Consider the following 22058-nt stretch of genomic DNA (forward strand, 5'->3'; position numbering starts at 1 on the left):
AGGCACCGCTGATAGCTTCGTTCCCTGTCGCGTACATCGAAACTACGGGGGAGATCGACTGTGGCCCGCCGCGCACTGAACACCACTGCCACTGCCTTCGTCGCGGCGGCAGCACTGTTTCTGACCGCCTGTGGCGGGAGCGATGACGCGTCGTCGGGCGACATCAAGGGCGCGGGCGACGCGTCGAGCAGCCCGTCGGCCTCCGCCTCGGCGTCGACCGACGTCGACCGGCCCGATGTGAGTGTGCCGAAGGACCTGGATCTGGTCTTCGACTTCGAGAAGCCGTCGGACCAGGACAGCGCGGCGGCCCTCGATGACGCCGCCAACTACATCCGCGCGCTGACCCACGGCATCACCAAGCAGGACCCGGAGGACCCCGCCTTCCAGTTCTACTCGTCCGGCCAGGCTTCCCAGTACGCGCACTCGCAGATCAAGGAGTACGTGGACGGCGGCTGGACGCTCACGGGCGAGGACCGGTACTACCAGGCCGAGACCAGCCCGGGCGACGAGTCGGAGAAGGTCAAGACCGTCAGCGTCACGTTCTGTGAGGACCAGTCCAAGGTCTACGGCAAAGAAGTCAAGACCGAAAAGGTCCACCGTACCAAGGAAAGCCTGGCCAGCTACCAGAAGTTCACCCTCCTCATGACGTCCGTGAAGGGCAACCCGGTGTGGCGCGCCCAGCAGGTCACCGTCGAGGGGAAGGCGGAGGCATGCCGAGGCTGACCGCTTCCCTGCGTACACAGTTGGTCGTGGGGCTGGCGGTCGGCTCTCTCGTCTGGACCGCCGGTACGGCCTACGCCGACAAGCCGGTCGGCGGTGAGGCCAAGCCCCCTCCGCAAGGAGGAAGCGACGGCAAGGGAGGCCTGTCGGCCTCCGTCTCCAATATCCAGGTCACGTACCCGAGTGGTGGAGGCGGTGGCGACGACAAGGGCGGCAACCTGGGCACCGTCGATCCCGACTGGAAGCCTCCGGCCTGCTGGTACGAGCCCGCCTTCACTCCGGAGCAGTTGAAGAAGTTCGTGGACACCGACAGCGGTGGTGACGTGGGCATCCACGAGTCCTGGTGGGGCAAGGGGCTCTGGACCGACCACTACCGCGACGGCAAGCCGGCGGAGAACTTCGACCTGCAGGCGGCGCGGAACAGCAGCGCCGAAGGATACAAGGACTACAACCTCGGCAAGGACGGCTACTTCTGGCGCGGTGTCGCCCCCGACCCCAACGCGTCGGACTCGTGGGACTGCGGCCGCATCATGTTCTGGGTCGACGCCGGCCAGATCCCGGACGACCCGAACGCGCCCACCCCGAAGACACTTGCCGAGTACGCCTACGACAAGGTCAAGGTCCCGGACACCAAGGTCGAACTGAAGCCGGAGGCCAAGTCGACGGTCAACCTGCCCACGTGGGTGTGGCTGGACAAGGGCACCTTCAAGGACGTCAAGGTCCGCGCGGAGCTCCCGAACACGGGCCTGTGGGCGGAGACCACCGCCAAGCCCGTAGCCCTCCACCTGGAGCCCGGCACCGAGGACGCCGAAGTGTTCCCCGCCTCCGGCGACTGCGAGATCAACGACGACGGCTCCATCGGCACCCCCTACACCAAGGGCAGCGCCGACAAGACCCCACCCTGCGGCATCCGCTACCTCCGCGCGACCGACGGCACTCCGTACCAGCTGTCGGCCAGCGTCACCTGGCAGGTCTCCTGGGAAGGCTCCGACGGCTCCGGCGGCGACCTGCCGGACGGCACCTTCGAGACGACGCAGGACATGAACGTCCAGGAAATCCAGTCGATCAACCGCTGACGTGAGCAGAGAGGCGAGGCGGCGACGCAAGGCCCACCTCTTCCGCGCAGTCCGAACCACCGAACACACCGAACACCGGGGGAAACGAACCGTGGCACGCCGCCCTCTGCCCATCACCGCCGCCACGCTGACGGCGACAGCGGCACTACTGCTGACCGCCTGCGGTGGGGGTGACGACAAGTCACCGGACGACATCAAGGCCGCGGACGCAGACTCGAACCCGTCGGCTTCGTCAACCACCCCGTCCGGCGCCAAGCGTCCTGACATCACCATCCCGAGCAGCTTCCAGCTGACCTTCGAGAACTGGACCAGCAGCAACCCCGGCAAGCAGGCGGTGCTCGACGACGCCAAGGAAGAGGTCAGGGCCGGCTACGCGGCGATCATCGCGAACGACCCCGACAGCGAGGCCGTCGCCTTCTACGACACCGAGGGCGTGCGCGGGCAGACCAAGGAGTGGATCAAGTCCTACACGGACAAGAACGTCACCGTGATCGGCAAGCTGCCCGCCTTCGACCCTGAAGTCAGCCTGGTCGGGAACGGCAAGGGAGCTTCGCTGACCTACTGCACGGACGAGAGCGACGCGAAGACCAAAAACCGCAAGACCAGCAAGGTCGAGGGGAACCCGGCCGGCACGAACCCTTACGTCCGCTACTCCATCTCCCTGACAAAGAACGAGCACGGCGTCTGGAAGAACTCGTCGGTGCACTCCGAGCGAGGGAAGTGCTCCAAGTAAGGGCGAGATCGCAGTCGTCCGCGGTTTCCTCGAACGGCATCCTCATCCCCAGCGGGGCAACGCCGTTCGGCGGGGTCAGGCCGCAACTGGACCGTGCGGTAGGTTCCAAGCACGTTCTGGGGCGGAAGTTGCAGGCGCTACGGGGGAGTACGCGTGACACACAGGCCAACCGACTGGCACATACTCGACCTGGACCACGACCCCACCCCGGGCGACCCGCAACGTATCCGCAAACTCGCCGGCGAGCTGCACGACTTCGCCGACGATGTCGCCGACGCTCTGCGTGATCTCAAGGGCATCGCCAAAGAGGACGAGATCCTCTCGTGGGCGGGCAAGACGGCGGACGTGTTCGCGGAGGAGTTCGCCGACGCACCCAAGAAGCTGCGGAAGCTGAAGAAGTCGTACGACCTGGCCGGTGACGCCCTCGCTTCCTTCTGGCCGGACCTGGAGACCGCCCAGGACAAGGCCGACAAGGCACTGCGTGACGGGCGAAAGGCTCGTGCGGATCTCACCACCGCTCAGACGGCACTGTCCGGCGCCAACGACTGGGTACGGACGGCGACCGAGAAGGCCGACTCGTACGACCCGTCGAAGAACGGCGGCAAGGACGTCCCCAAGCCGGACGAGGCCGACGTCCGCCGCGCCACACGCAACGCGCAGCACGCCAAGGCCCGTCAGACCGCGGCCGAGCAGAACGTCCAGACCGCGCAGAACGCCCTCGACGCGGCCAAGAAGCTCGCAGGCCAGGCGCAGCGGATGCGTGAGGAGGCCGCCCGCCGCACGGTCACGAAGCTGCAGGAGGCCTCCGACGCCGGGATCCCCAACCGTCACTGGTGGGAGGAGATCGGTGACTGGGTGTCCGACCACTGGGACGAGATCGTCACCGTCTGCAAGTGGGTCGTGACCGTCGTCGGCATCATCGTGATGATCATCGGCGGCCCGCTCGGCTGGCTGGTCTTCGCAGCGGCCTTGGTCGTACTCGCCGACACCATGAGAAAAGTCATCAAGGGGCAAGCCGGGTGGGGGGATCTCCTATGGGCAGCACTCGACTGCATACCGGCCACGAAGGGCTTCACGAGTATCGCGAAGCTCGGAAAACTGTGGAAGGCCGGGGGCCTCAAGGCACTCGGTGCCGGCTTCATGAAGGGCATCGGCGGGGGGCTCCTCAAGAAGGTTCAGCAACTCCGGTCGGGAGAGGGCCTTCGCTCCATCTACCGCCCCTTCAAGGGATCCAGCCGACTGTTCGGCGGGACGATCCCGTACCGTGCCCTCTCTCCGAAGTCTCGCCAACTGGCTCGAGACCTTACTAGAGGCCCGGTGCACATCACCCCCAACGAGGTGAACGTCTCGCATATGGCCGAACTCCAGAAGTTCCATGGTGTCGAGCACGCCGTTGTGCAGAATGCGGCCGGAGAGATGCGCCTCTTCCAGGGAGACGAGGTGACCACGATCATCCCCAAGGAACTCCGGGACGAGGGTTACAAATTCACGGTGCACACCCACCCTGAAGACCGGATCCCCGGACCGCCCGACGAGATGGAAGCCGCACGCGGAATGAAGAACAGCATGAGTCGCGACCTGGACAACAAGCGCACTCCACACATGGAAGCTGTGATCAGCCGAGACGGGAACGTGCGCTTCTTCGACAACAACGGCGTGCTCGAGCTGCCCCAAGGCACCTACCCGCCGGGCGGGCCGATCAGTGATCGGGGCGGGATCGTCCCTGTTTCAGGCCTACGATGAACGTCTCCACCCATCCGAACCGACCCGACAGGCGCACGAACATGCCGGATATCAACGAATGCCAGATCTGCGGAGCCCCGGCCCCGCCGATCCCTGGACAGTGCGACGGAGTGGCCGGATACCGCCTGATTCGGGACCCATGGTCCACGTCCCCTTCCTTCCTCGACGGCAATCTGCACTTCTCCTGCCTCGAGGAGTCGGACAAGAGCGCCGAATTCTCCACCGAGTTCACGCGAATGATCCAAGCCGGCCACGAGGAAATCGACAGCCTTGACGGTTCGCTACCTCCTCTCACGCGTATGGGTCTCGCCATGAACCGGATCTTTTCCGGGACTGAGTGCTCCGTCTTCCAAAGCGGCGTGTCCGACCGGTGGATGGTGGTCAAGCACACAGGCCTCTGGTTCCGGCTGAGTTATGAAGACCTTTTGAGTATCGGGCGCGGAGAAGTACCCCGGTCCCCCGCAGAGGTCATCACGTACCGGCTTCCTGTGGATCTGGGGAACGAGATCGGCGAGTACGGCCTTCCCGCAGTGCTGGCCATGCTCGGAGTCGCGGATCGCTACGCTCCAGAGAGCGAGCTGACGGGCATCGACTATGAGTACGTGGACTATTACCCCCCGAAGCAGCTCCTCGACTACGTCGTCCGAGCGCCCCTTTCCATTCCGCGGGAGGCACACTCGTTTCTCGCCGAATACGTCACGAGCTACACGCCCGTCACCTTCGAGGACGAGGAGAACCCGTGACGACACAAAGTGGCATGCCGACCGGCCTTTCCCTCTCCGTCCCGGAATCGTGGTGGGAGTTCGACATCCGCCCCGAAGGCCGCGAGGCAACCGTCCGGGCTCTCGTCGACGAACGGGTACGGGAGTCTCCGGAGCTGGCGCCCTACCGCGCCGATGTGACCAGCATGCTGCGCAAGATGGCCAAGGACGCTCATGACTCGGGCGCCCTCTACATGGGCTGTATGGCGGAGAACTTCGACGGCATCCCGTTGTCCGCGACCGTCACGGTCTCCGTCCTGGGAGCGAAGAACAAACAGGGTGCGACCCTGTCCACAGACCCCCGGGCCATCGCCGACAGCCTGCGCACCATCACGCCGCGCCGCGAGGGTGACGCCTGGCGCAAGGTCACGACCGTCGAGATTCCGGAGGTGGGTCCGGCGGCGCGCACCTACGGCGTCGAGGACGTGCCGGTCGCCGAAGGGGACAGTCGCACGCTGCGTATGGTGCTGACCCAGACGTACGTACCCGTACCGGGAACCACCGACCAGGTCGTTCTCGTCTCGGGAGCCAGTCCCGTGCTCGACCTTGCCGAGGCGTTCCATGACATCTTCGACGCTGTGACGAGTACGTTCCGTTTCGTCTGAGTCGTCCGACCGACTGAGGGATTCCACATGAGCAAGGGCAAGAGCGACCTCGCGCTCCCACTCACGGAGTTGGAGGGCTACGGGCGCCGGCTGCGTTCCATCAAGACCCGCCTGAATCACACCAAGAAGCTCTTCGAGTCCTACAAGGACGACATCGGCGACGGCAGTGTCAATGACGCGCTCGATGATTTCGAGTCCAACTGGGAGGACGGGCGTGAGGACATCACGCAGCAGCTCGATGCGCTGGCGAGTATGTCGGATGCCGTTGTTCGTGAGTTCAAGAAGCTTGATGACGAACTCACCAAGAAGGTGAACGACGCCATGAAGACCGAGGACAAGCGGGGCGGGAAGGGCGACAAGGGGAAGGGCGGGGGCAAGTAGCCCACTGCGCGGACGAAATGAAAGGGCCCCGGATCCGTAGATCCGGGGCCCTTCGCACGCCTGTCGTCAGGAAGCGACGCCGGCGTTGAGGTGCAGGTCCGTCGCGACGCCCTCGGGCGAGACGGCGAGACCCAGGCCGCCGCCGACCCCGGCGGTGACGCCGGCGGCCGTCGTCTCGACGTAGAGGCCGGCCGCGGCACCGGCACCCGCGGCGACGCCGCCCGCCTGGCCGCCGGCGATGGTGTCCAGATCGGCGTCGGACATCTGGGCGGTCACGATCTGCGGGGTGAAGGCCATGGGAGGCGGTTCCCTTCGTTTCAATAATTCGAAGTGCTCGAGCGTGACCGATCAAAGCACGTCGGAAGAAGGGTCGGCCAGTCAGCGGTTATGGGCGAGTGGCAGGATTCGGTTACTCAATTCATGAGTGTGACCATTCCGGCACCGAATGACCCGACGCCTTCACATTTCCCGCCGTTGCGCGGTACAGCAGTGCAATGCGCGACGCGGTGAGGGAGCCGCGCCCTGCCCGTGCCCTGCTTTCTCACGGCCTCACGGTGAACGGTGTGCAGATCCGTCGAATGTTCCGGATCAGCGGTTCACCGACTGGATCTCCCGCACCGTCACGTCCTGTGTCGTACCGAATGTGCCGTCGGGCAGGTCGCCGCCCTGGCCGTTCGTGCTCGTCCAGCTGATCTTCCAGGTGACCGTGGCCCGCAGTGGGTAGGGGCCGTCGTCGCCGGTGGCGCGCAGGTAGCTCACGCCGCAGGGCGGGGTCTGGTCGGCCTTGCCCTTCGCGTACGGTTCGCCGATGCTGCCGTCCTCGTTGATCGCGCATGCGCCGGATGCGGGGTACGTCTGGGCGTCGGCCGTGCCCGGCTCGATGTGCAGGGAGACGGGTTCGGCGGTGGTGGTCGCCGACAGGCCCGTGCCGGGGAGGCTCGCCGTCACCGACTGCTTCTTGAACTTGGCCTTGTCGAGCCAGATCCAGGTGGGCAGGTTGACGGTGGACTTGCCCGCCGGCGCCATCTGGATCTCGGTGTCGGGGACGGGGAGTTCGTCGTAGGCGTACTCGGCGAGGACCTTCGGGGAAACGGCCAGGGGCTCCTTCGGGGGGTCGCCCTCGTCGACCCAGAAGGGCGGCTTGTCACAGGACATGGCTTCGGGATCGTCCTTGCGGTTGGGGTTCACCGCCGCCGCCCAGAACATGCCCTCGCCCTGCTTGTCCAGGTTGTAGTTCTTGTATGGGTGGCCGTCCTTGTACCGGGTGTCGAGGGAGTCACCGATGAAGTCCCCGACGCCGTAGAGGAACGGCATGTCGAAGTCCCGCCAGGACTTCACCGTGGCCTGGATCTCCTTGGGCGAGAACGCGGGCTCGTACCAGCAGGCCGGCGGTGTCCAGTTGCTGTTCGAAGGGGTCAGGGTTCCCGTGGAGGATCGGGAACCGCCGCCGGTGGTGACCGTGACTTTGGTCTTGGCCCTGATGACCCCGTCCTTCGAAGAGCCCTCGGCGTCGCCTTCGTAGCTGCCCTTCTCGCCGCCGCCCTTTCCGCCACCGGCTGTGGCCGTGGACGGCACGGCAGCCACGGCGACGGCCAGGGTCGACGCCGCGACGGCGCGCAGCACAGTCGTACGGCTCATCACATGCACCTCTTCGCGGCCTCGGTGGACGAGACGGTGGCGGTCTGCCACACCCCCTTCGCGTTCTTCTCCAGACGCGTGTTGTAGAAGACGTAGTCGCTCGGGGACGCCTTGACCGATCGGTCGACCTTGTCGGTACTCCGGTCCTTCGGGTACGTCTGGGTCGCGTCCATGCAATACGTGACCGAGGCCGCGCCGCCCTTGAGGAACGTGACCTCGCGGTCGTAGTAGCGGGTCTTGCCGGTGAAGCTCCGGGCCTCGTCGCGGAAGGACTGGATGTACGAGGCCGCCGACGCCAGGGCGTCACCCTTGGAGTAGAACCGCAGGGCCGGGTACTTCTTCGCGTCGACGGTGATCGCCTCGTCGATGGAGTTGATACGCCGCTCGTTGTCGGCGAGCACGGCGTCCTTGGCCGCGTCACCGGTCGTGCCGCCCTCGAAGACGTTCTCCACATCGGATGGCAGCTTGATCTCCGGCCGGTCGATGTTGTCGGCCGAGGCCGATGCCGACGGGTTCGCCGAACCCGACCCCGAGTCCGCGCCCGCGATCTTGTCGCCGTCCTTCGAGTTCGAAGTGTCGTCCGAGCCACCACAGCCCGTCAGCAGCAGCGCCACCACCGCGGTCAGGGCGGTCGCGGCCGCCGTGGTCGTGCGTGTGCGCATGGGGTTGTACCTCCTGTGGGGGGATCGGTGCTCAGTGAAGCCGGGAGGGCCTCACTGGACCTCGTTCTGTGCCACCGCCTGCCCGTGGACGACCACGTCGCCGCCGTAGAACATCCCCGTGAAGACCGGGGAGTACGTCAGCTGCACCTCGACCTCCACCTGCTGGGCGTCGGCCGCCACGCAGTGGGTCGCCGCGATGTCCGCGCCCGTCATGTCCATCTCGCGGGCGAAGGTCTTCACGCGGGCATTGCAGTTCCCGAAGTTGATCGGCGCCGGGCCGCCGTCGTTCTCGTAGAGGGCGTCCAGGTCGATGTCCTGGGCGGCGTAGCGGGCGGCCTGTTCGGCGATGTCGGCGGCGCGTTCACGCTTGGAGATGGACAGGCCGCCGTCGATGACGAACGCCGAGAGGGAGAGGAAGACCAGGGTGAAGATGATGACCGCGCCGGCGCCGGAGCCTCGGTCGTCCAGGTACGCGCGGCGGGCCGCCCACCACGACTGGCAGTACCTCACGCCGACCTCCGGAACGGGTCGAGCGGGGAGCTGAAGCTCGCCGTCAGTGTCGTCGGGACATCGAGGCCGAGCATGGCGAGGCCCCGCACCTGGCAGCTCACCTCGACCGTGAAGATGGTGTCCGGCTCGAAGCCCTTGCTCGTCTGGACGACGGACACCGGGCCCGAGCAGACGTCAGCCAGGTTGGCCTCCGCGGCCTTCTTGGCCTCGGCCATGGCCGTCCCGTGGTTCTTCTGGATGGAGCCGGCGCGGGCCGCGTCCCGGGCCGCACCGTCCAGTGCCCCACGGCCGTCCACGAGTTGCCCGAAGGCCACCAGCACCAGGATGAACAGGATCATCACCGGCGCGAGGATCACCACTTCGACGGTGGACAGGCCTCGGTCGTCCGTCAGCCTGCGGTTCCAGGAAGGAGACGGATCCATCAGTTCTCCTCCCGAACGAACCGCTCCACAGGCCCGGCCGACTGCGCGTGCACCGTCAGATCAAGCCCCGGAAACACCGTCGGCACCCGCGCCGCGATCTCCACACCCACCGTGTTCGGCTCCGGCTGCACCATCGTCACGTCCGGCGACAGCACCAGCTGCGGACCCAGCTGCTGGATGTAGCTGTCCACCACGTCCTGGGCCTCGCCCCGCCACCCGCCCGGGTGTTCGTCGGCGGTGGCGCGGGCCTTGCGGGCTCCGGCCTGGGCCGCCGCCTGGGCGACGTGGTCGGCGAAGAAGTACAGCGCGAACTGCACCGTCGCGAAGATCATGAAGAACAGGACCGGGGTGAGCAGCACGAACTCGATCGCGGTCATGCCGGAGTCACCGCGGGCGGCCGCGGCTCTCCGCGCGGCCCGCACCCTGCGGCGTATCCGTCTGCTCACGTCTGCCGGCATCCCCGTGAACCCCGTTGTCCCTCCGTTGTCCCTGAGAAGATCAGCAGGTCTTGCCCGCGTCCGCACCCTTGATGCAGTCGCCGACCTTGTTGGCGCCCTCGCTCAGCGCGGCGTTGATGATCGCGGCGACCACACCGACGATCGCCACGACGACCGCCGAGATGATGACCCACTCGACCGCGGAGGCACCGCGGTCGAGCTCGCCGGAGCGGGCCCGCTCCGTACGCGCCTGGAGGAAGGTGACCAGGAAGTCCACGGCAGGGATGCCGGTGTGGAAGTTACGTCCGTTCATGACGTCTTGTCCTTTCGAAATCGGTTCACGGAGGTTCTGGAGTTGTGAAGGTCGCTGCAAGGCTCACGCACGGTTCACTGCACCTGGAACACCCGCATCGCCGCCGGAAAGATCAGGAACACCAGGAACCCGGCGCACAGCAGCAGCTGCGCGACGAGCATCGACTGGGACTTCTCACCCGCGCTGCCCTCGATCTCGGCGAGTTCGCGGTGCCGCATGGTCTCGGCGCGGGAGGCGAGGGACTCGCGGACCTTCGCACCGTCGTCCGCGACCAGGGCCAGGGAGGCGGAGAGGTCCTTGAGCTCCTCCACGCCGATCTCCTCGCCGAGCGCGCCGAGCGCCTGCCACTGGCTGACGCCGGTGATACGGGCGTCGGACAGGGCGTTGCGGATGCGCTGGTTGGCCCAGCCGTCCGACACCTCCGCCGCCGCCATCAGGGCCTCCGGCAGACCGCGTCCACCGGCCAGGCTCATCGACACCAGGTCGAGGTACGCGCCGATCACCCGCCGGAGGTCGCGCCGCTTCTCGGCCGCGTCCCGCCGTACCTCCAGGTCCGGCAGGAAGAAGAAGATCAGCGCGAAGAGCAGCGCCAGCCACACCGGGATGATCGGGCTCCTGCCCACACCCAGCGTCCAGACGATGGCGAACAGGAACGGGCCGAAGAACAGGCCCGCGACACCCAGCAGCACCTTCGTCGCCAGGAACTTCTCCCAGCTGCGCTCCAGGACCGCCAGGTCCGCGCGCAGCGAGCGCTGCTCCCAGCCCTGCTGGAGGTAGAACTCCGAGACCTTCAGACCGACTTCGGCCCGCATCGCCCCGAGGCGGCCCTTCTCCCGCTCGGCGCGCGCCGACTCGTAGGCGGCGGAACTGCGGGCCCGCATCGCGTCGATCCGCGCGACCTGTGAGACCGCGCTCCGCTTGCTCGGCATGAGGGCGCGGACCAGGGCGTAGATGCCCAGGCCGATGATGGCGCCGACGACGAGCGGCATCGTCAGGTTCATCGCCGTACCCCCTCTTCCTGCGGCAACTGCTGGGACGACTGCGACGGCGTCCTGGGACGGACGAACTGGACGGACGCCTCGTCACGTACCAGGAAGCGCTCCGGCGTCTCGATGGTGGACAGCTTGCGCAGCCACCAGAAGCCGAGCGCGAACAGGCCGCAGACACAGGCCAGGACGAGCTGGCCGGCGGGAGTGCCGTACGGCTCCACGAAGTCTCGGTTGAAGATGGACAGGCCGAGGACGAAGGCGATCGAGACCGCCACGACGATCTGCACCGAGCGCCGGGTCGAGGCGCGCTGCGCCATCACGCGCTGGCGCATGTCGACCTCCTCGCGGGCGGACTTGGCCAGGGCGCCGAGGACTTGGCGCAGACCCGGGCCGCGCAGCCGGGCGTTGAGGATGAGCGCCGCGACGATGATGTCGGCGGAGGCGTCGTCGATCTCGTCGGCGAGGTGCTGGAGCGCCTCGGGCAGCGGGGTGCGGGCGCGCAGCCGGTCGACGAGGGCGTCGAGGTGGGGACGCAGGACCGGGGCGGCGGCGCGGGCGGAGGCCGGGATGGCCTGCTCCAGGCCCACCGCGCCGGCGATGGTGTCGCGCAGGGACTCCGTCCAGGAGGCCAGGGCCTCCACACGGCGCATGGCGGCCCGTTCCTCACCGGCGCCGCCGAACAGGCGGTCCCAGAAGAAGACGAGGACGCCGGCCGCGAGGCCCGCGACGGCCCAGCGGGTGAGGACGAGGACGACCAGGCCGACGATCGCGGCGAGCGAGCCGCGCTGCCCGGCGAAGCGGATGAGTTCACTCGCCCGCTGGGCGGCCTTCTGCTTCTCGTGGTCGGGCTTGGCGGGCAGTCCGCGTACGGCGACGAGGAGCAGGGCGAGGCCGCCGCCGACGGCGACGCCGCTGCCGATCGAGTACAGGACGGTGGTGGAGAACAGGCCGCCCATGGAGCCGAGCGAGCCGAGTGCTGCGAGAGTCGTGTTCACCCCCGGCTCACCCCCAGGTCCCGGTCGGCCGGTACCCGTGTGCCATCAGTTCCTCCAGGCAGGCTATGGGGGCGTGCGGCACGATGCGGCCGTCGGGAGCCTCGGCGAACACCTCGCTGGACAGGACGCGTCCGTCGACGCCGTTGACCTCACGGACGGAGGTGACCATGCGCTGGAGGCGGCCGCCGTTGCCGAAGTTGTTGCGCCGCTGGATGAAGACGACGAAGTTGACCGCGCCCGCGATCAGCATCTGGCTGGCCTCGATGGGCAGCCGTTCGGAGGCCTGCAACGCGTAGGTGGAAATACGGTTGAAGACCTCGTGGGAGCTGTTGGCGTGGATCGTGGACAGCGAGCCGTCGTTGCCCTGCGACATGGCGTTGAGCATCGTGACGATCTCGTCGCCGAGGACCTCACCGACGATGACGCGGGAGGGGTTCATACGCAGCGAGCGTCGCACCAGTTCCGCCATGGGAATGGAGCCCTGCCCCTCGGAGTTGGGCAGCCGTTCCTCGAAGGCGACGACGTTGGGGTGCAGGTCGGGGAAGGTGTCGAGGCCGAGCTCCAGGGCCCGTTCGACGGTGATGAGGCGCTCGTGCGGCGGGATCTCGTTGGCGAGGGCGCGCAGGAGCGTGGTCTTGCCGGCGTTGGTGGCCCCGGCGATCATGATGTTCTTGCGGGCGCGGACCGCGCAGGCGAGGAAGTGGGCGACCTCGGGCGACAGTGTGCCGTTGCCGACGAGGTCGGAGATGAACACCTTGCCCATGCGCGCACGGCGGATGGAGAGCGCCGGGCGCCTCGCCACGTCCATGACGGCCGACAGACGCGAACCGTCGGGCAGGCGGAGGTCGAGCTGCGGGTTGGCCGAGTCGAAGGGCCGGGAGGACAGACCCGAGTAGGCGCCGAGGACCTGGATGAGCTCGACGAGCTCCTCGTCGGTCTCGGCGACCGGGTCGCCCTTCACCTCGCGCCCGTCGGCGTATCCGACGAAGACCTGGTCGCACCCGTTGATGTCGATGTTCTCGACCTCGGGGTTGTCCAGCAGCGGCTGGAGCCGGCCGACGCCGAACAGCGCGGCGTGCACGGCGGCCGCGTACTGCTCCTCGGTCTCGGCGTCCAGCGGCGTACGGCCCGCGTTGATCTCGGCGCGGGCGTACTCCTCCAGGATCTGGGCTATGACGGCACGGGCGTACTGTCGTTCGTCCTCCGTGGACATCGGAGTGACGTTGTTGATCTGGTCCTGTCGGCGCTGTTCGGCGATGCGGTCGCCGGCGTCCTGGCGGAACCGCTTGACCAACTGGTGGTCGACAGCGGTCATGTGCCGGCCCCCGCGTGGCCCTGCATCTGGCCCGGGTGCTGGTGCTGGTGCTGGACGTGCTGGGCCTGCTGCGCCTGGTGGGCCTGGTTCGCCTGGGCGGAGGCGGCCCAGGCGGCGCCGTACTGCTGGTACAGATCGGCGGCGACCTTGCGGGCCGAGCGGATCAGCAGCGACTTGTCGAGACGCCCGCGCCTGCGGCCGGCCAGCTGGTCGGCGCCGGCCGGGTCGTCGGCGATGGTGCCGACCACGCGGGCGCCGGTCTGGGCGTGCACGAGCATGTCGTTGACCTGCGAGGCGAGCTTGCCCGCGGTGCCCGTGTCGGCGATCAGCACGACGCCGATCACCGGGTTGGCGAGGGTCGCGGCGCCGCGCGGGCCGCCGTGCAGCTTGCCGGCCAGGGCGGCGGCACGGTCGCGGACACGGGCCAGGGCCTCCGGCTCGGTGCGCGAGACGAGCAGCACGAGCGAGGCGTGCGGGAACAGTTCGACGGCCGGGGTGTCCCCGCTGATGCGTCCGCAGTCGGCGATGACGTCGGCGGCGGCGTGCGGGGAGTCGGCGAGGGAGGAGAAGGCGTGGCCGAGGGTCGGCCACAGCCCCGCGAGCCCGGCCGCCTGCTCGGAGATACCGAGCCCGACGAGCACCTCGAGCCCGCCGCTGAGCGGCTGTACGTGGTCCCAGAGCTGGTCCGGCGCGAGTCCGCGGCGCGCGGTCGCGGCGATGGACAGCATGCCGGTGTTGGGGTCGAGCGGTCCGCCGTGCGCCGCGGCACTGCGGTAGACGAGGTCACCGCCCGCCGGGTCCGCCTCGGCGAGCAGGACACGCCGCGGCCAGACCGCCGAGAGAGCGACGGCCGCGGTGGTGACGCCGGGGGAACCCTTGTCGGCGGCGAGAGCGATGAGCGCCATGGGTTGGGTGCCGCCTTCTAGTTGCCGGGGACGTGCACGATGGCGACCTCGTTCGCGGCCGCCGCGGAGGCGAGCGCGGCCGCGTCGGCCTGGTCCACGAGGAGGGTGAGCGAGAGGTTGCCCGTGCTCACGGTGGCGTCGTCGCCCTCGTCCACGCTGTTCACGCGCGCGTTCTCGACGATGGCGCCGCCGCCGGAGGTCGAGGTGCCGCCCGAGCCGGTGTCGCTGTCGGAGTTGTTCGAGCCGGAGCCGGTGGTGCTGACGCGGTAGGCGGAGACGACGTCGCCGGCCTTGATGTCCGAGGGGTACGTGCCCTCCTTGAGGGCGAGGCCCACGGAGGCCTTGCCGACGGGGAGACTCGCCTTCTCGGCGAACATCTGCCCCATCACAACCGTGTCCTTGTAGATCGTGGACTTGGCCTTGAGCGACTTGAGGCTGCTCAGCTGCTCCCACTTGATGTAGTTGATGCTGTCGTCGGCGGCGACCATCACGGAGGTCACGTTGTCGCCGACGGACTGTCCGGCCTGGATCTCCTTCGTCACCTTGACGACCTCGACCCGGTCACCGGCCTGCAGCACGAGCATCGTCGCGCCCAGTGCGCCCACCAGGATGAGCAGCACCGCGAGCGCGGCCAGGGCCGGTTTGCGCTCGCGAGGTGGTGTGGGAAGCCGGTCACCGACCGACGCCTGAGCCGGAGCGGCGGAACGACCGGCGCCCGCCCCCGTACGCTCTTGGATCTTCACGCAACCGCTCCCCGTACACCCAAGAAGTTATTTACCAAATAGGACACTTCACACTTCTCGGCCCTCTGGAGCAGCGCCTGAGCTGGCCGGATAGCCAGCGCCGAAGTGAGTGTCAAGCCATGGCACCGTATCAGCCGCACATAAGCCCCTCAAGACGCGTCCGAACTCAGGGAACGCACACCACGTGCCGTTACTCATCTGCAACTTCGGGCGTTCGCGGACCCGTTGGGCAAAGGGCTGAAACGACAGACCGGCTGTGCTGAAGCGAATCGACCCCGACCACGCAGGCACCCCCACCCCGGGGCGTTCGACACCTCCCGGCCATCATGCCTGCACGGTTCACTCACGAAGTCGAGGCCGCGTTGTTACGCGCTCTTGCCTCGCGAGGGTGAACACCATGAGCGATGGACCGTCGGAAGCGGACGGTGGGTTCAGTAGAGTGCGGCGGCGTCCTCATCCAGGTCGTCATCCCCCCCACGAGGAGTCCCTCATGAAGCGAGCCGTGCTCGCCGTCTCCGCCCTTTCCCTGCTGTCCCTCACCACGCTCACCGCGTGCGGCGGGAGCACCGGCTCGGACGCGGCGGCCGACAAGCCCGAGCCCACCGCCGCCCAGGCGAAGCAGGTGACTCCGGCCGAGCGGCTCGCGAAGTTGATGATCACGAAGGCCGATGTGCCCGGCCTCGATGTGAAGGCCCCTTCGAAGAAGGACGACGAGTACGTCTTCGCCAAGTCCGCGGACGACGTAACGGTCGACAAGCCGGCCTGTGCCCAGCTGGCCCTCGCGATGAACCAACTGGCTGTCGGCGAGCCGCAGGCCGCCCTGACCCGCCACGTTCCGGACGGGAGCAAGTTCACGTACATCACGCTCGCGACGTACGCTCAGGGCAAGGCGGAGGCGGCGTTCGCCGGGCTGTCCAAGGGAGTTGCCGCGTGCGGCGGTGGCTTCACGGCGAAGGCGAACGGCACGAGCAGGTATGACTCCGTCGCCACCGAGAAGCCCGTGGCAGAGGCCGGTGACCAGTCGATCGCGTTCCGCGCCACGACGACCTTCCAAGGCATCACCCACACCATGCATGGGCAGGCAGTCCGCAGCGGTGACGTCGTCGCCGTCTACTTCTCGGTCGACGGTATGGCCATGGTCCAGGACCGGCCAGGAGACGCGAAGCTCCCGGCGGCGGTGGTGAAGGCGCAGAACGCGAAGCTGGGCTGAGACTGCCGGTAACAGTCCTCGGCCACCGGATCAGTCCCCGCCGGGGAACCGGCCGTACGCGACCGGGCGATCTGTAGCAGTTGCGAAGCCCCGAGTAGAGTGCGGCGCGGACAGCGATCGGACCGCGGGGGGCACAACGGTGAGAGCAGTCACGGCGAACGCGCTTTGCGCAGGACAGACGCGGCCAGGTAGCGGCGGCCGGACCCGTGTCCTCCGCCTGCTGCTCACCCTCTGCGCGCTGACGGCCCTCTTCGCACCCGCCACCCCGGCCCGGGCAGCGGACACCACCCCCGCCCAGGCAGCGGACACCGCCCCGCCCTCCCAGGCCGCCTACTTCGCCGACCGCCTCCGCGAGAACCCGGTCTACGTCACCGACCAGCTCCCCCGCGAAGTGCCCCGGGCCACCGCCCCCGACTTCGCCAGGATCGCGAAGAAGACCGGCGTCCCGACCTACGTCCTGGTCCTGCCCATGCAGAGCAGCACGGGCGGCAAGGAGCTGCTCGGCGCGGTGCACGACCGGCTCGGGCGCGACGGGCTGTACGTCCTGATCGAGGGCACGGATGTCGCCCAGGCCACGGCCTACGGCGTCCGCGCCCCGGCCGACGCCGCCGCCACCGTCGCGCTGTACGAACTCCCCTACGACGCGGGACCGTTGCGGAGCTTCGAGCGTTTCGCCGAAGTCATCGCGCAGGGCGGGGAGAAGGCCGCGGACCGTGCCGAGGCGGCTCGCGCGAAGAGCGAGGACGACGAGCCCGCCGAGATGTACATCGGCCCGTCCGACCGGAGCAACCAGTCGCTCCTCACGGGGACGCTGCTGACCGGCGTACCGCTGCTGATCATGCTGTCGGCCGGGTATGTACGGCGCCGCCGCCGACGTTCCGGGGCCGAGCGGCGACTGCCCCGGTGGGTGGTGCCCGGCACGGCCGCCCTCACCGCCACCGCGATCGCCCTCACCGCCCCTGTCGTCTTCGACCAGACCAGGTCCAGCGCGGCGCGCACCCCCTCCCCCGCCGACCTCTCCGCCCGTGTCGAACGGGTCGCGGCGGGCCTGAAGCAGGACCCCGTGTACGCGGACCCGGAGAGCCCGCGCGTCCTCGACGCCCGGCAAGTGGACCGGCTGCACGACCGGATCCGGGACTTCCGGCGTTCCGACGGCGGCGGCCCGGTGTACGTCTCGCTCGTGCCGCAGACACCCGAGAGCGAGTCGGCCGGTGACCCGGACCTCTTCGCCGCGGCCGTGCACGCCAAGGTGGGCGTGGACGGGGTGTACGTGGTCGCCGATCCGGCCGACGGCACGATCGACGTCTACAACCACGGCCTGCGCCTGGACTCCAACCACCTCTTCCTGGACCTGCCGGACTCCGTCGCGTACGGCGACAGCAAGGCGGACCGGGCCGACGACCACCTCCTCGGCGAGCGCCTCGACGCGCTGATGACCTTCCTCGACGAGACCCCGCGCACGGACCGTCCCGGTTCCGAGTCCGCCCCGGCCCCCGCTCCGAGGGCCGCCGACGAGCACACCCTCCCGCCGCTCTTCGCCACCGACTTCTGGCCCGGCCTGTTCGTGGGCGCCTTCCTGGCGCTCCTGCTGTCCGGGATCGCGGCCGGACTGACGTGGATCGTCGGCGCCCTGCTACGGCGGCGATCCGCCACGCCCCAGTCGCCGGCGTCAGCGCCTGCATCGGCGTCCGCGTCCGTGTCGGCGTCGAACCTCCGGCGTACCGCGCACGCTGAACTGACGTCGCTGATCGGTGAGTTCACCGAGCCGTCCAATGACGAGCCGGACGACCACGGCGAGCACGGCCGGGCCTGGGACTGCCTCGACGCGGCGATGCTCCTCGTCGAAGGCGACCCCGGCCGCACCCGGGAGCGGGACACGGACCCGGCGACCCTGGTCACCGTCATCGTGCTCGCGCGAGCGGGCCGGGCCGCGCTCGCCGGTGAGGCGACGGAGCAGTGCTGCGGCGTCAACCCGCTGCACGGCCCCGCCGTCGGCCGCCGCCACGTGCGCGTGTCCAGGGAAGGAAACCGCCGCCGCATGCTGCCCGTCTGCGATCCCTGCCGTGACACGGCCGTCGCCGAACCGGGCGGCATCCCGGACAGACTGCTGAAGCTGCCCGGCCTCGAGTCCGGTGGCAGCCGCCTCCCGTACTACGAGGCGACCGACGGCCCGCTGTCGGCCGTACCGGACGGCATCGCCCGGCTCATCGACAAGGTGAGGGAGACCGCAGGTGTCCACTGACGTCAAGCGCGTGATCACCGCCCTCGCGGCGCTGCTGCTGACGGTGCTCACCGTCGCGCCCGCCCGGGCGGCGGACGGCGACGGCCCGAGCGCCGGGCAGCGCATCGCGAACGCCCTGCGCACCTCGCCCGTCTACGTCGACGAGGCCTACGCCGACGCCGTACCGCCCGCCCGGCAGCGGCAGTTGGCGGACCGGATCCGCCGGACGGGCCTGCCCATCAAGGTGGTGCTCAGGCCGCTCACCAAGGGCGACGCGTTCGACGGCGACTCCGACGTCCTGGCGGGGACCGTCCGGGACCGGCTTCCGGGGCGGCGGGAGCTCATTCTCATCACCACGGACAGCGACTTCTCGGACTCCCTCAACGGATACGAGTGGCCGTCCGACACCCACCAGACCCGCGACGCCGTGTCCGCCGCCGGTCTCCTCGACGAGATGCGGGACGCCGGGCTGGCCGATGTGGCCGCCAAGGCGGTGGACCTGGTGGCGGAGGGCAAGGGCAGGCAGCGGTACGAGGAGGCGACGGCGGACCTGGACGGCCCCACGCCCACGCCCGCCGGGTCGCAGTCCGCCAAGCCGGAATCCGGCGACTCCGGTTGGCTGCTGTGGTCCCTGGTCGCCGTTCCGGCCCTGGCCCTGACCGTCCTCGCGACCCGGACCGTGCTCCGTTCCCGCGGGGCCGCTCCGGCCGTACCCCAGCTGGTGTTCGCGACCGCCCGCGCGGCCGACGAGGCGGAGCTGCGGCACCGGGCGCAGGCGGAGGTCCTGGCCCTCGGCGAGACGACGCAGGCCGCCGACGTCGCCACGACACCCGGCCTCCAGCACGCCCTCGACGCCTACGCCGCCGCCGGCACGGTCCTCGACGAGGCCCGGGGCCTGCCGGACCTGGCGGGCGCACTGGCCCTGGCCCAGGAGGGCCGCGACGCCCTGACCGGCTCCCCCGGCCTGCCCCTCTGCTTCTTCAACCCGCTGCACGGCCGTGCCGCCCGCCGCACCGGCTGGCGCCCGCTGGGCCGGCGGGAGCGGCTCGACGTGGCGGTGTGCCAGGAGTGCGCGGACGCGCTGCGGGAGCGCCGCGCGCCCGAGGCGCTGACCGACACGGGGCGGGACGGCCGCGCGGTCCCCTACTTCGAGCTGCCGGGCGAGCGGAGCGTATGGGCCGCGACGGGGTACGGCTCACTGATGTCCCCGTTGGCCGGGTTCAACTCATCCCGCGCAAGGGCCCGTTGACACCGGACGTGCGGGGGTTCACGGTGCAGCCATGACTTCGGGCACCGCACCTGCCACCACTTCTCGAACCGACACGGACCTGGTCGAACGCGTGCGCGCGCTCGGGCCCCTCGTCCGCGAGCACGCCCTGCGCGCCGAGCGGGAACGGCGGGTGACACGGGAGGTCGTGGACGCGCTGACGGCCACCGGACTCCAGCGGATGAACGTGCCTCGCCGGTACGGCGGTTACCAGAGCTCCCTGCGCACCCAGGTCGACGCGCTGGCCGAGGTCTCCGCCGCGTGCGGTTCGGCCGGCTTCATGACGCTGATCCAGGCGGGCTGCTCGTTCGTCGCCGCACTCTTCCCCGACGAGGCGCAGGACGAGATCTTCACCAGCCCCGACGTCCGGGTCGGCGGCACCCTGATCCCGGGCGCGACGGCGGTCCCGACCGGTGACGGCGGCTACGTGGTGAACGGGACCTCCCCCTTCGCCACCGGCTGCCGCGACGCCGACTGGCACCTGCTGACGGCCCGGGTAGAGGGCCGGCCGGACGCGGTGTGGACCGCGGTGCCCGTGACCGAGCTGGAGATCCTCGACGACTGGCGGGTGACGGGTCTCGCGGGCAGCGGCAGCAACACCGTCGTGGCGCACGACGTCGTCGTACCGCCCCACCGCGTGCTGCCGGTCGGGCCGCTGCTCGGCGGCTCGTTCGCGTCGAAGGACAACGCCGACGACCCGTTCTACCGGGTGCCGGTCCTGCTGATGTTCTGCGCCTGGGCGACCCCCAACGCCCTCGGACTGGCCCGTTCGGCGCTGGCGGAGTTCCGGGAGCGGATCCACCGGCGGGGCATCACGTACACCTTCTACGAGCGGCAGAGCGAGGCGCCCGTCACACATCTCCAGGCGGCGGAGGCGGCGTTGAAGATCTCCTGCGCCGAGCATCTGACCGACGAGATCATCGCGCTGCTTCAGTCACGGGCGGCGAGCGGGGAGCCGTACACGGCCGAGGAACGGGCCGGGGTCCGGGCGCGGAGCGGCTATGTGGCGCGGCTGTGCCTGGAGGCCGCCGAGCTGATCGGCTCCGCCTCGGGAGCGTCCTCCCTGCACGAGGAGGTGCCGATCCAGCGGACCGTGCGCGACCTGCGGGCGCTGAACCTGCACGCGTTCGTCCACCCGGCGACCAATCTGGAGCTGTACGGCAGGGTGCTGGCGGGGCTGGACCCGGGGACGCCGTTCCTCTAGCCGCCCCCAGTGCTCGGCGGTGTCCGGTCCTCGCGCAGCGCGGTGAACAGGGCGCGGGCCCGCCGGTCGTCCCACTTCACCGCGCTGCCCTTGGAGGTGCGCAGGTTGGGATCGGCCACGGGCACGTTGAGCTGCCGGCCACCGCCCGAGGCGGCCTTGCGCAGAGCCTCGAAGAGCGACATGAGGTCGGGCAGCTCCGTGCCGTCGTCGACGATGAGCGTGTCGAGGCCGGCGCGCAGGGTCGGGAAGGACTTGGACGGGTCGGCGAGGGTCCTCGGGGTGACGGCCTTGCGGGCGAGGGCGGCGAGGAATCTCTGCTGGTTCCGGGTACGGCCCAGGTCCCCCTTGGCCTCCTGCTTGCGCTGCCGTACGAAGGCGAGGGCCTCGGCGCCGTCGAGGGTCTGGCAGCCGGCGGGCAGGTTCGCGCCGGAGTCCTTGTCCCGTACGGCCTTCTCCAGGCACAGGTCCACACCGCCGACGGCGTCCACCACCCCCACGAATCCGGCGAAGCCGATCTCCGTGTAGTGGTCGATGCGCACACCGGTGTTGCGTTCCACGGTCCGCACGAGCAGGTCGGGACCGCCCAGCGAGAACGCCGCGTTGAGTTTGTTCGGCGCGGCGCGGTAGCTCCGGCCGGTGTCGGGGTCGACGTAGGGCGGCAGGGTCACCCAGGAGTCGCGGGGCAGGCTGAGCATGGTGGTGCCGTTCGCCCCGGTGTGCAGCAGGATCACCGAGTCGGTGCGGCGGCCCTCGGCCGACCCGGTGTTCAGCTGCTTCCGGTCCTGCTGGGACAGTCCCTCGCGGCTGTCGGAGCCCACGACCAGGTAGTTGGTGCCCTCGCCGCTCGTCACCCGGCCGTCGAGCGCGCCGAGGTCGACCTGCTGGTTGAGCCGGGTGTCGGCCCAGACGTAGGTACCGACGCCGCCGATCAGCAGCACGGACGTCAGGACGGCCGCGGTACGCAGGAACCGGCGGCGCCGCGTGGGACGCCGCCGGTTCCTGCTGCCACCGCGTCCGCCGTGCCCTGGGCCGCTGCCGTCGTAGCGGCCGGGCGCGGCGGGCGAGGGCATCCCGGGCAGGGGGGCGGTGCGGGTCGAGGGCGGGGGTGCCCGGAAGACCGGGGGCGGGACCCTCCCGGGGTCCTGCCCCGCGCGGGCGCCTCCCGCAGGGTCGGTCCAGTCGCTCATCGGCCCATCCCGCTGCTTCAC

The 22058-nt window shown here is 69.4% G+C and carries 24 protein-coding genes; 11 read left to right on the forward strand and 13 right to left on the reverse strand.

Going from position 1 to position 22058, the window contains the following annotated elements; genetic code table 11:
- Nucleotides 1-60: 60 nt before the first annotated feature.
- The 7 genes from ABZ016_RS06370 (at nucleotide 61) to ABZ016_RS06400 (ending at nucleotide 6019) form a co-directional block, all read left to right on the forward strand.
- Entirely contained in the window at nucleotides 61-723 is a 663-nt protein-coding gene (locus ABZ016_RS06370; protein ID WP_356915365.1) for a hypothetical protein, read from the forward strand.
- Nucleotides 711-1796 carry a hypothetical protein gene (locus ABZ016_RS06375; RefSeq protein WP_356915366.1) on the forward strand — a complete coding sequence of 362 codons (1086 nt, stop codon included), beginning with the start codon at nucleotides 711-713 and terminating at the stop codon, nucleotides 1794-1796. Before ABZ016_RS06370 ends, ABZ016_RS06375 begins: the two co-directional genes overlap by 13 nt.
- 91 nt (nucleotides 1797-1887) lie before the next feature.
- Nucleotides 1888-2529, forward strand: a complete 642-nt coding sequence (locus ABZ016_RS06380; RefSeq protein ID WP_356915367.1) for a hypothetical protein — start codon at nucleotides 1888-1890, stop codon at nucleotides 2527-2529.
- Nucleotides 2530-2682: 153 nt separating this feature from the next.
- Entirely contained in the window at nucleotides 2683-4272 is a 1590-nt protein-coding gene (locus ABZ016_RS06385; RefSeq protein WP_356915368.1) for a putative T7SS-secreted protein, read from the forward strand.
- A gap of 110 nt (nucleotides 4273-4382) precedes the next feature.
- On the forward strand, nucleotides 4383-5015 hold the full coding sequence (locus ABZ016_RS06390; protein WP_356915369.1) for a hypothetical protein: 633 nt from the start codon (nucleotides 4383-4385) through the stop codon (nucleotides 5013-5015).
- 14 nt (nucleotides 5016-5029) lie between these two features.
- Nucleotides 5030-5638 (forward strand): hypothetical protein, encoded by a 609-nt coding sequence (locus ABZ016_RS06395; RefSeq protein WP_356915509.1) that lies wholly within the window; start codon nucleotides 5030-5032, stop codon nucleotides 5636-5638.
- Nucleotides 5639-5665: 27 nt separating this feature from the next.
- Nucleotides 5666-6019, forward strand: coding sequence for a hypothetical protein (locus tag ABZ016_RS06400; protein ID WP_003992223.1), 354 nt, complete (start codon nucleotides 5666-5668; stop codon nucleotides 6017-6019).
- A gap of 66 nt (nucleotides 6020-6085) precedes the next feature.
- Here the strand turns inward: ABZ016_RS06400 and ABZ016_RS06405 are convergent, their stop codons facing one another.
- From ABZ016_RS06405 to ABZ016_RS06460, 12 genes are all read right to left on the reverse strand, one after another.
- On the reverse strand, nucleotides 6086-6316 hold the full coding sequence (locus tag ABZ016_RS06405; protein WP_356915370.1) for a hypothetical protein: 231 nt from the start codon (nucleotides 6314-6316) through the stop codon (nucleotides 6086-6088).
- A gap of 291 nt (nucleotides 6317-6607) precedes the next feature.
- Nucleotides 6608-7657 carry a hypothetical protein gene (locus tag ABZ016_RS06410; protein WP_356915371.1) on the reverse strand — a complete coding sequence of 350 codons (1050 nt, stop codon included), beginning with the start codon at nucleotides 7655-7657 and terminating at the stop codon, nucleotides 6608-6610.
- Nucleotides 7657-8319, reverse strand: a complete 663-nt coding sequence (locus ABZ016_RS06415) for a hypothetical protein (RefSeq protein WP_356915372.1) — start codon at nucleotides 8317-8319, stop codon at nucleotides 7657-7659. The genes ABZ016_RS06410 and ABZ016_RS06415 overlap by 1 nt, the downstream gene beginning before the upstream one ends.
- 51 nt (nucleotides 8320-8370) lie before the next feature.
- The gene (locus tag ABZ016_RS06420) at nucleotides 8371-8829 is read right to left on the reverse strand and encodes a pilus assembly protein TadG-related protein (RefSeq protein ID WP_356915373.1); all 459 of its coding nucleotides are present in this window, start codon (nucleotides 8827-8829) and stop codon (nucleotides 8371-8373) included.
- The gene (locus tag ABZ016_RS06425) at nucleotides 8826-9251 is read right to left on the reverse strand and encodes a TadE/TadG family type IV pilus assembly protein (protein WP_356915374.1); all 426 of its coding nucleotides are present in this window, start codon (nucleotides 9249-9251) and stop codon (nucleotides 8826-8828) included. Before ABZ016_RS06425 ends, ABZ016_RS06420 begins: the two co-directional genes overlap by 4 nt.
- Complete coding sequence (locus ABZ016_RS06430; protein ID WP_356915375.1) at nucleotides 9251-9709, reverse strand: TadE family protein; 459 nt, start codon at nucleotides 9707-9709, stop codon at nucleotides 9251-9253. Before ABZ016_RS06430 ends, ABZ016_RS06425 begins: the two co-directional genes overlap by 1 nt.
- Nucleotides 9710-9749: 40 nt before the next feature.
- On the reverse strand, nucleotides 9750-10001 hold the full coding sequence (locus ABZ016_RS06435) for a hypothetical protein (protein ID WP_010041603.1): 252 nt from the start codon (nucleotides 9999-10001) through the stop codon (nucleotides 9750-9752).
- A gap of 74 nt (nucleotides 10002-10075) precedes the next feature.
- Nucleotides 10076-11002 carry a type II secretion system F family protein gene (locus tag ABZ016_RS06440; protein WP_356915376.1) on the reverse strand — a complete coding sequence of 309 codons (927 nt, stop codon included), beginning with the start codon at nucleotides 11000-11002 and terminating at the stop codon, nucleotides 10076-10078.
- The gene (locus ABZ016_RS06445) at nucleotides 10999-11946 is read right to left on the reverse strand and encodes a type II secretion system F family protein (protein ID WP_356915510.1); all 948 of its coding nucleotides are present in this window, start codon (nucleotides 11944-11946) and stop codon (nucleotides 10999-11001) included. The genes ABZ016_RS06440 and ABZ016_RS06445 overlap by 4 nt, the downstream gene beginning before the upstream one ends.
- Before the next feature lie 46 nt (nucleotides 11947-11992).
- A complete protein-coding gene (locus tag ABZ016_RS06450) occupies nucleotides 11993-13300 on the reverse strand; it encodes an ATPase, T2SS/T4P/T4SS family (protein ID WP_356915377.1) in 1308 nt (435 codons plus the stop codon).
- Nucleotides 13297-14205: a hypothetical protein gene (locus ABZ016_RS06455; protein WP_356915378.1), complete on the reverse strand. Its 909-nt coding sequence runs from the start codon at nucleotides 14203-14205 to the stop codon at nucleotides 13297-13299. Before ABZ016_RS06455 ends, ABZ016_RS06450 begins: the two co-directional genes overlap by 4 nt.
- Before the next feature lie 17 nt (nucleotides 14206-14222).
- A complete protein-coding gene (locus ABZ016_RS06460) occupies nucleotides 14223-14948 on the reverse strand; it encodes a hypothetical protein (protein WP_356915379.1) in 726 nt (241 codons plus the stop codon).
- A 490-nt stretch (nucleotides 14949-15438) separates the two neighbouring features.
- Here ABZ016_RS06460 and ABZ016_RS06465 point away from each other — a divergent pair, with 490 nt between their 5' ends.
- The 4 genes from ABZ016_RS06465 to ABZ016_RS06480 all read left to right on the forward strand — a co-directional run bounded on the left by ABZ016_RS06465 (nucleotide 15439) and on the right by ABZ016_RS06480 (nucleotide 20850).
- The gene (locus ABZ016_RS06465) at nucleotides 15439-16158 is read left to right on the forward strand and encodes a hypothetical protein (RefSeq protein ID WP_356915380.1); all 720 of its coding nucleotides are present in this window, start codon (nucleotides 15439-15441) and stop codon (nucleotides 16156-16158) included.
- Nucleotides 16159-16297: 139 nt separating this feature from the next.
- Nucleotides 16298-18400 (forward strand): hypothetical protein, encoded by a 2103-nt coding sequence (locus tag ABZ016_RS06470; RefSeq protein WP_356915381.1) that lies wholly within the window; start codon nucleotides 16298-16300, stop codon nucleotides 18398-18400.
- Complete coding sequence (locus ABZ016_RS06475; protein WP_356915382.1) at nucleotides 18390-19628, forward strand: hypothetical protein; 1239 nt, start codon at nucleotides 18390-18392, stop codon at nucleotides 19626-19628. The genes ABZ016_RS06470 and ABZ016_RS06475 overlap by 11 nt, the downstream gene beginning before the upstream one ends.
- Before the next feature lie 31 nt (nucleotides 19629-19659).
- Nucleotides 19660-20850, forward strand: coding sequence for an acyl-CoA dehydrogenase family protein (locus ABZ016_RS06480; RefSeq protein ID WP_356915383.1), 1191 nt, complete (start codon nucleotides 19660-19662; stop codon nucleotides 20848-20850).
- Here the strand turns inward: ABZ016_RS06480 and ABZ016_RS06485 are convergent.
- Nucleotides 20847-22037: an LCP family protein gene (locus ABZ016_RS06485; RefSeq protein WP_356915384.1), complete on the reverse strand. Its 1191-nt coding sequence runs from the start codon at nucleotides 22035-22037 to the stop codon at nucleotides 20847-20849. The genes ABZ016_RS06480 and ABZ016_RS06485 overlap by 4 nt on opposite strands.
- Between the last annotated feature and the right edge of the window lie 21 nt (nucleotides 22038-22058).

The organism is Streptomyces sp. NPDC006372 (assembly GCF_040612515.1).
Lineage (GTDB): Bacteria > Actinomycetota > Actinomycetes > Streptomycetales > Streptomycetaceae > Streptomyces.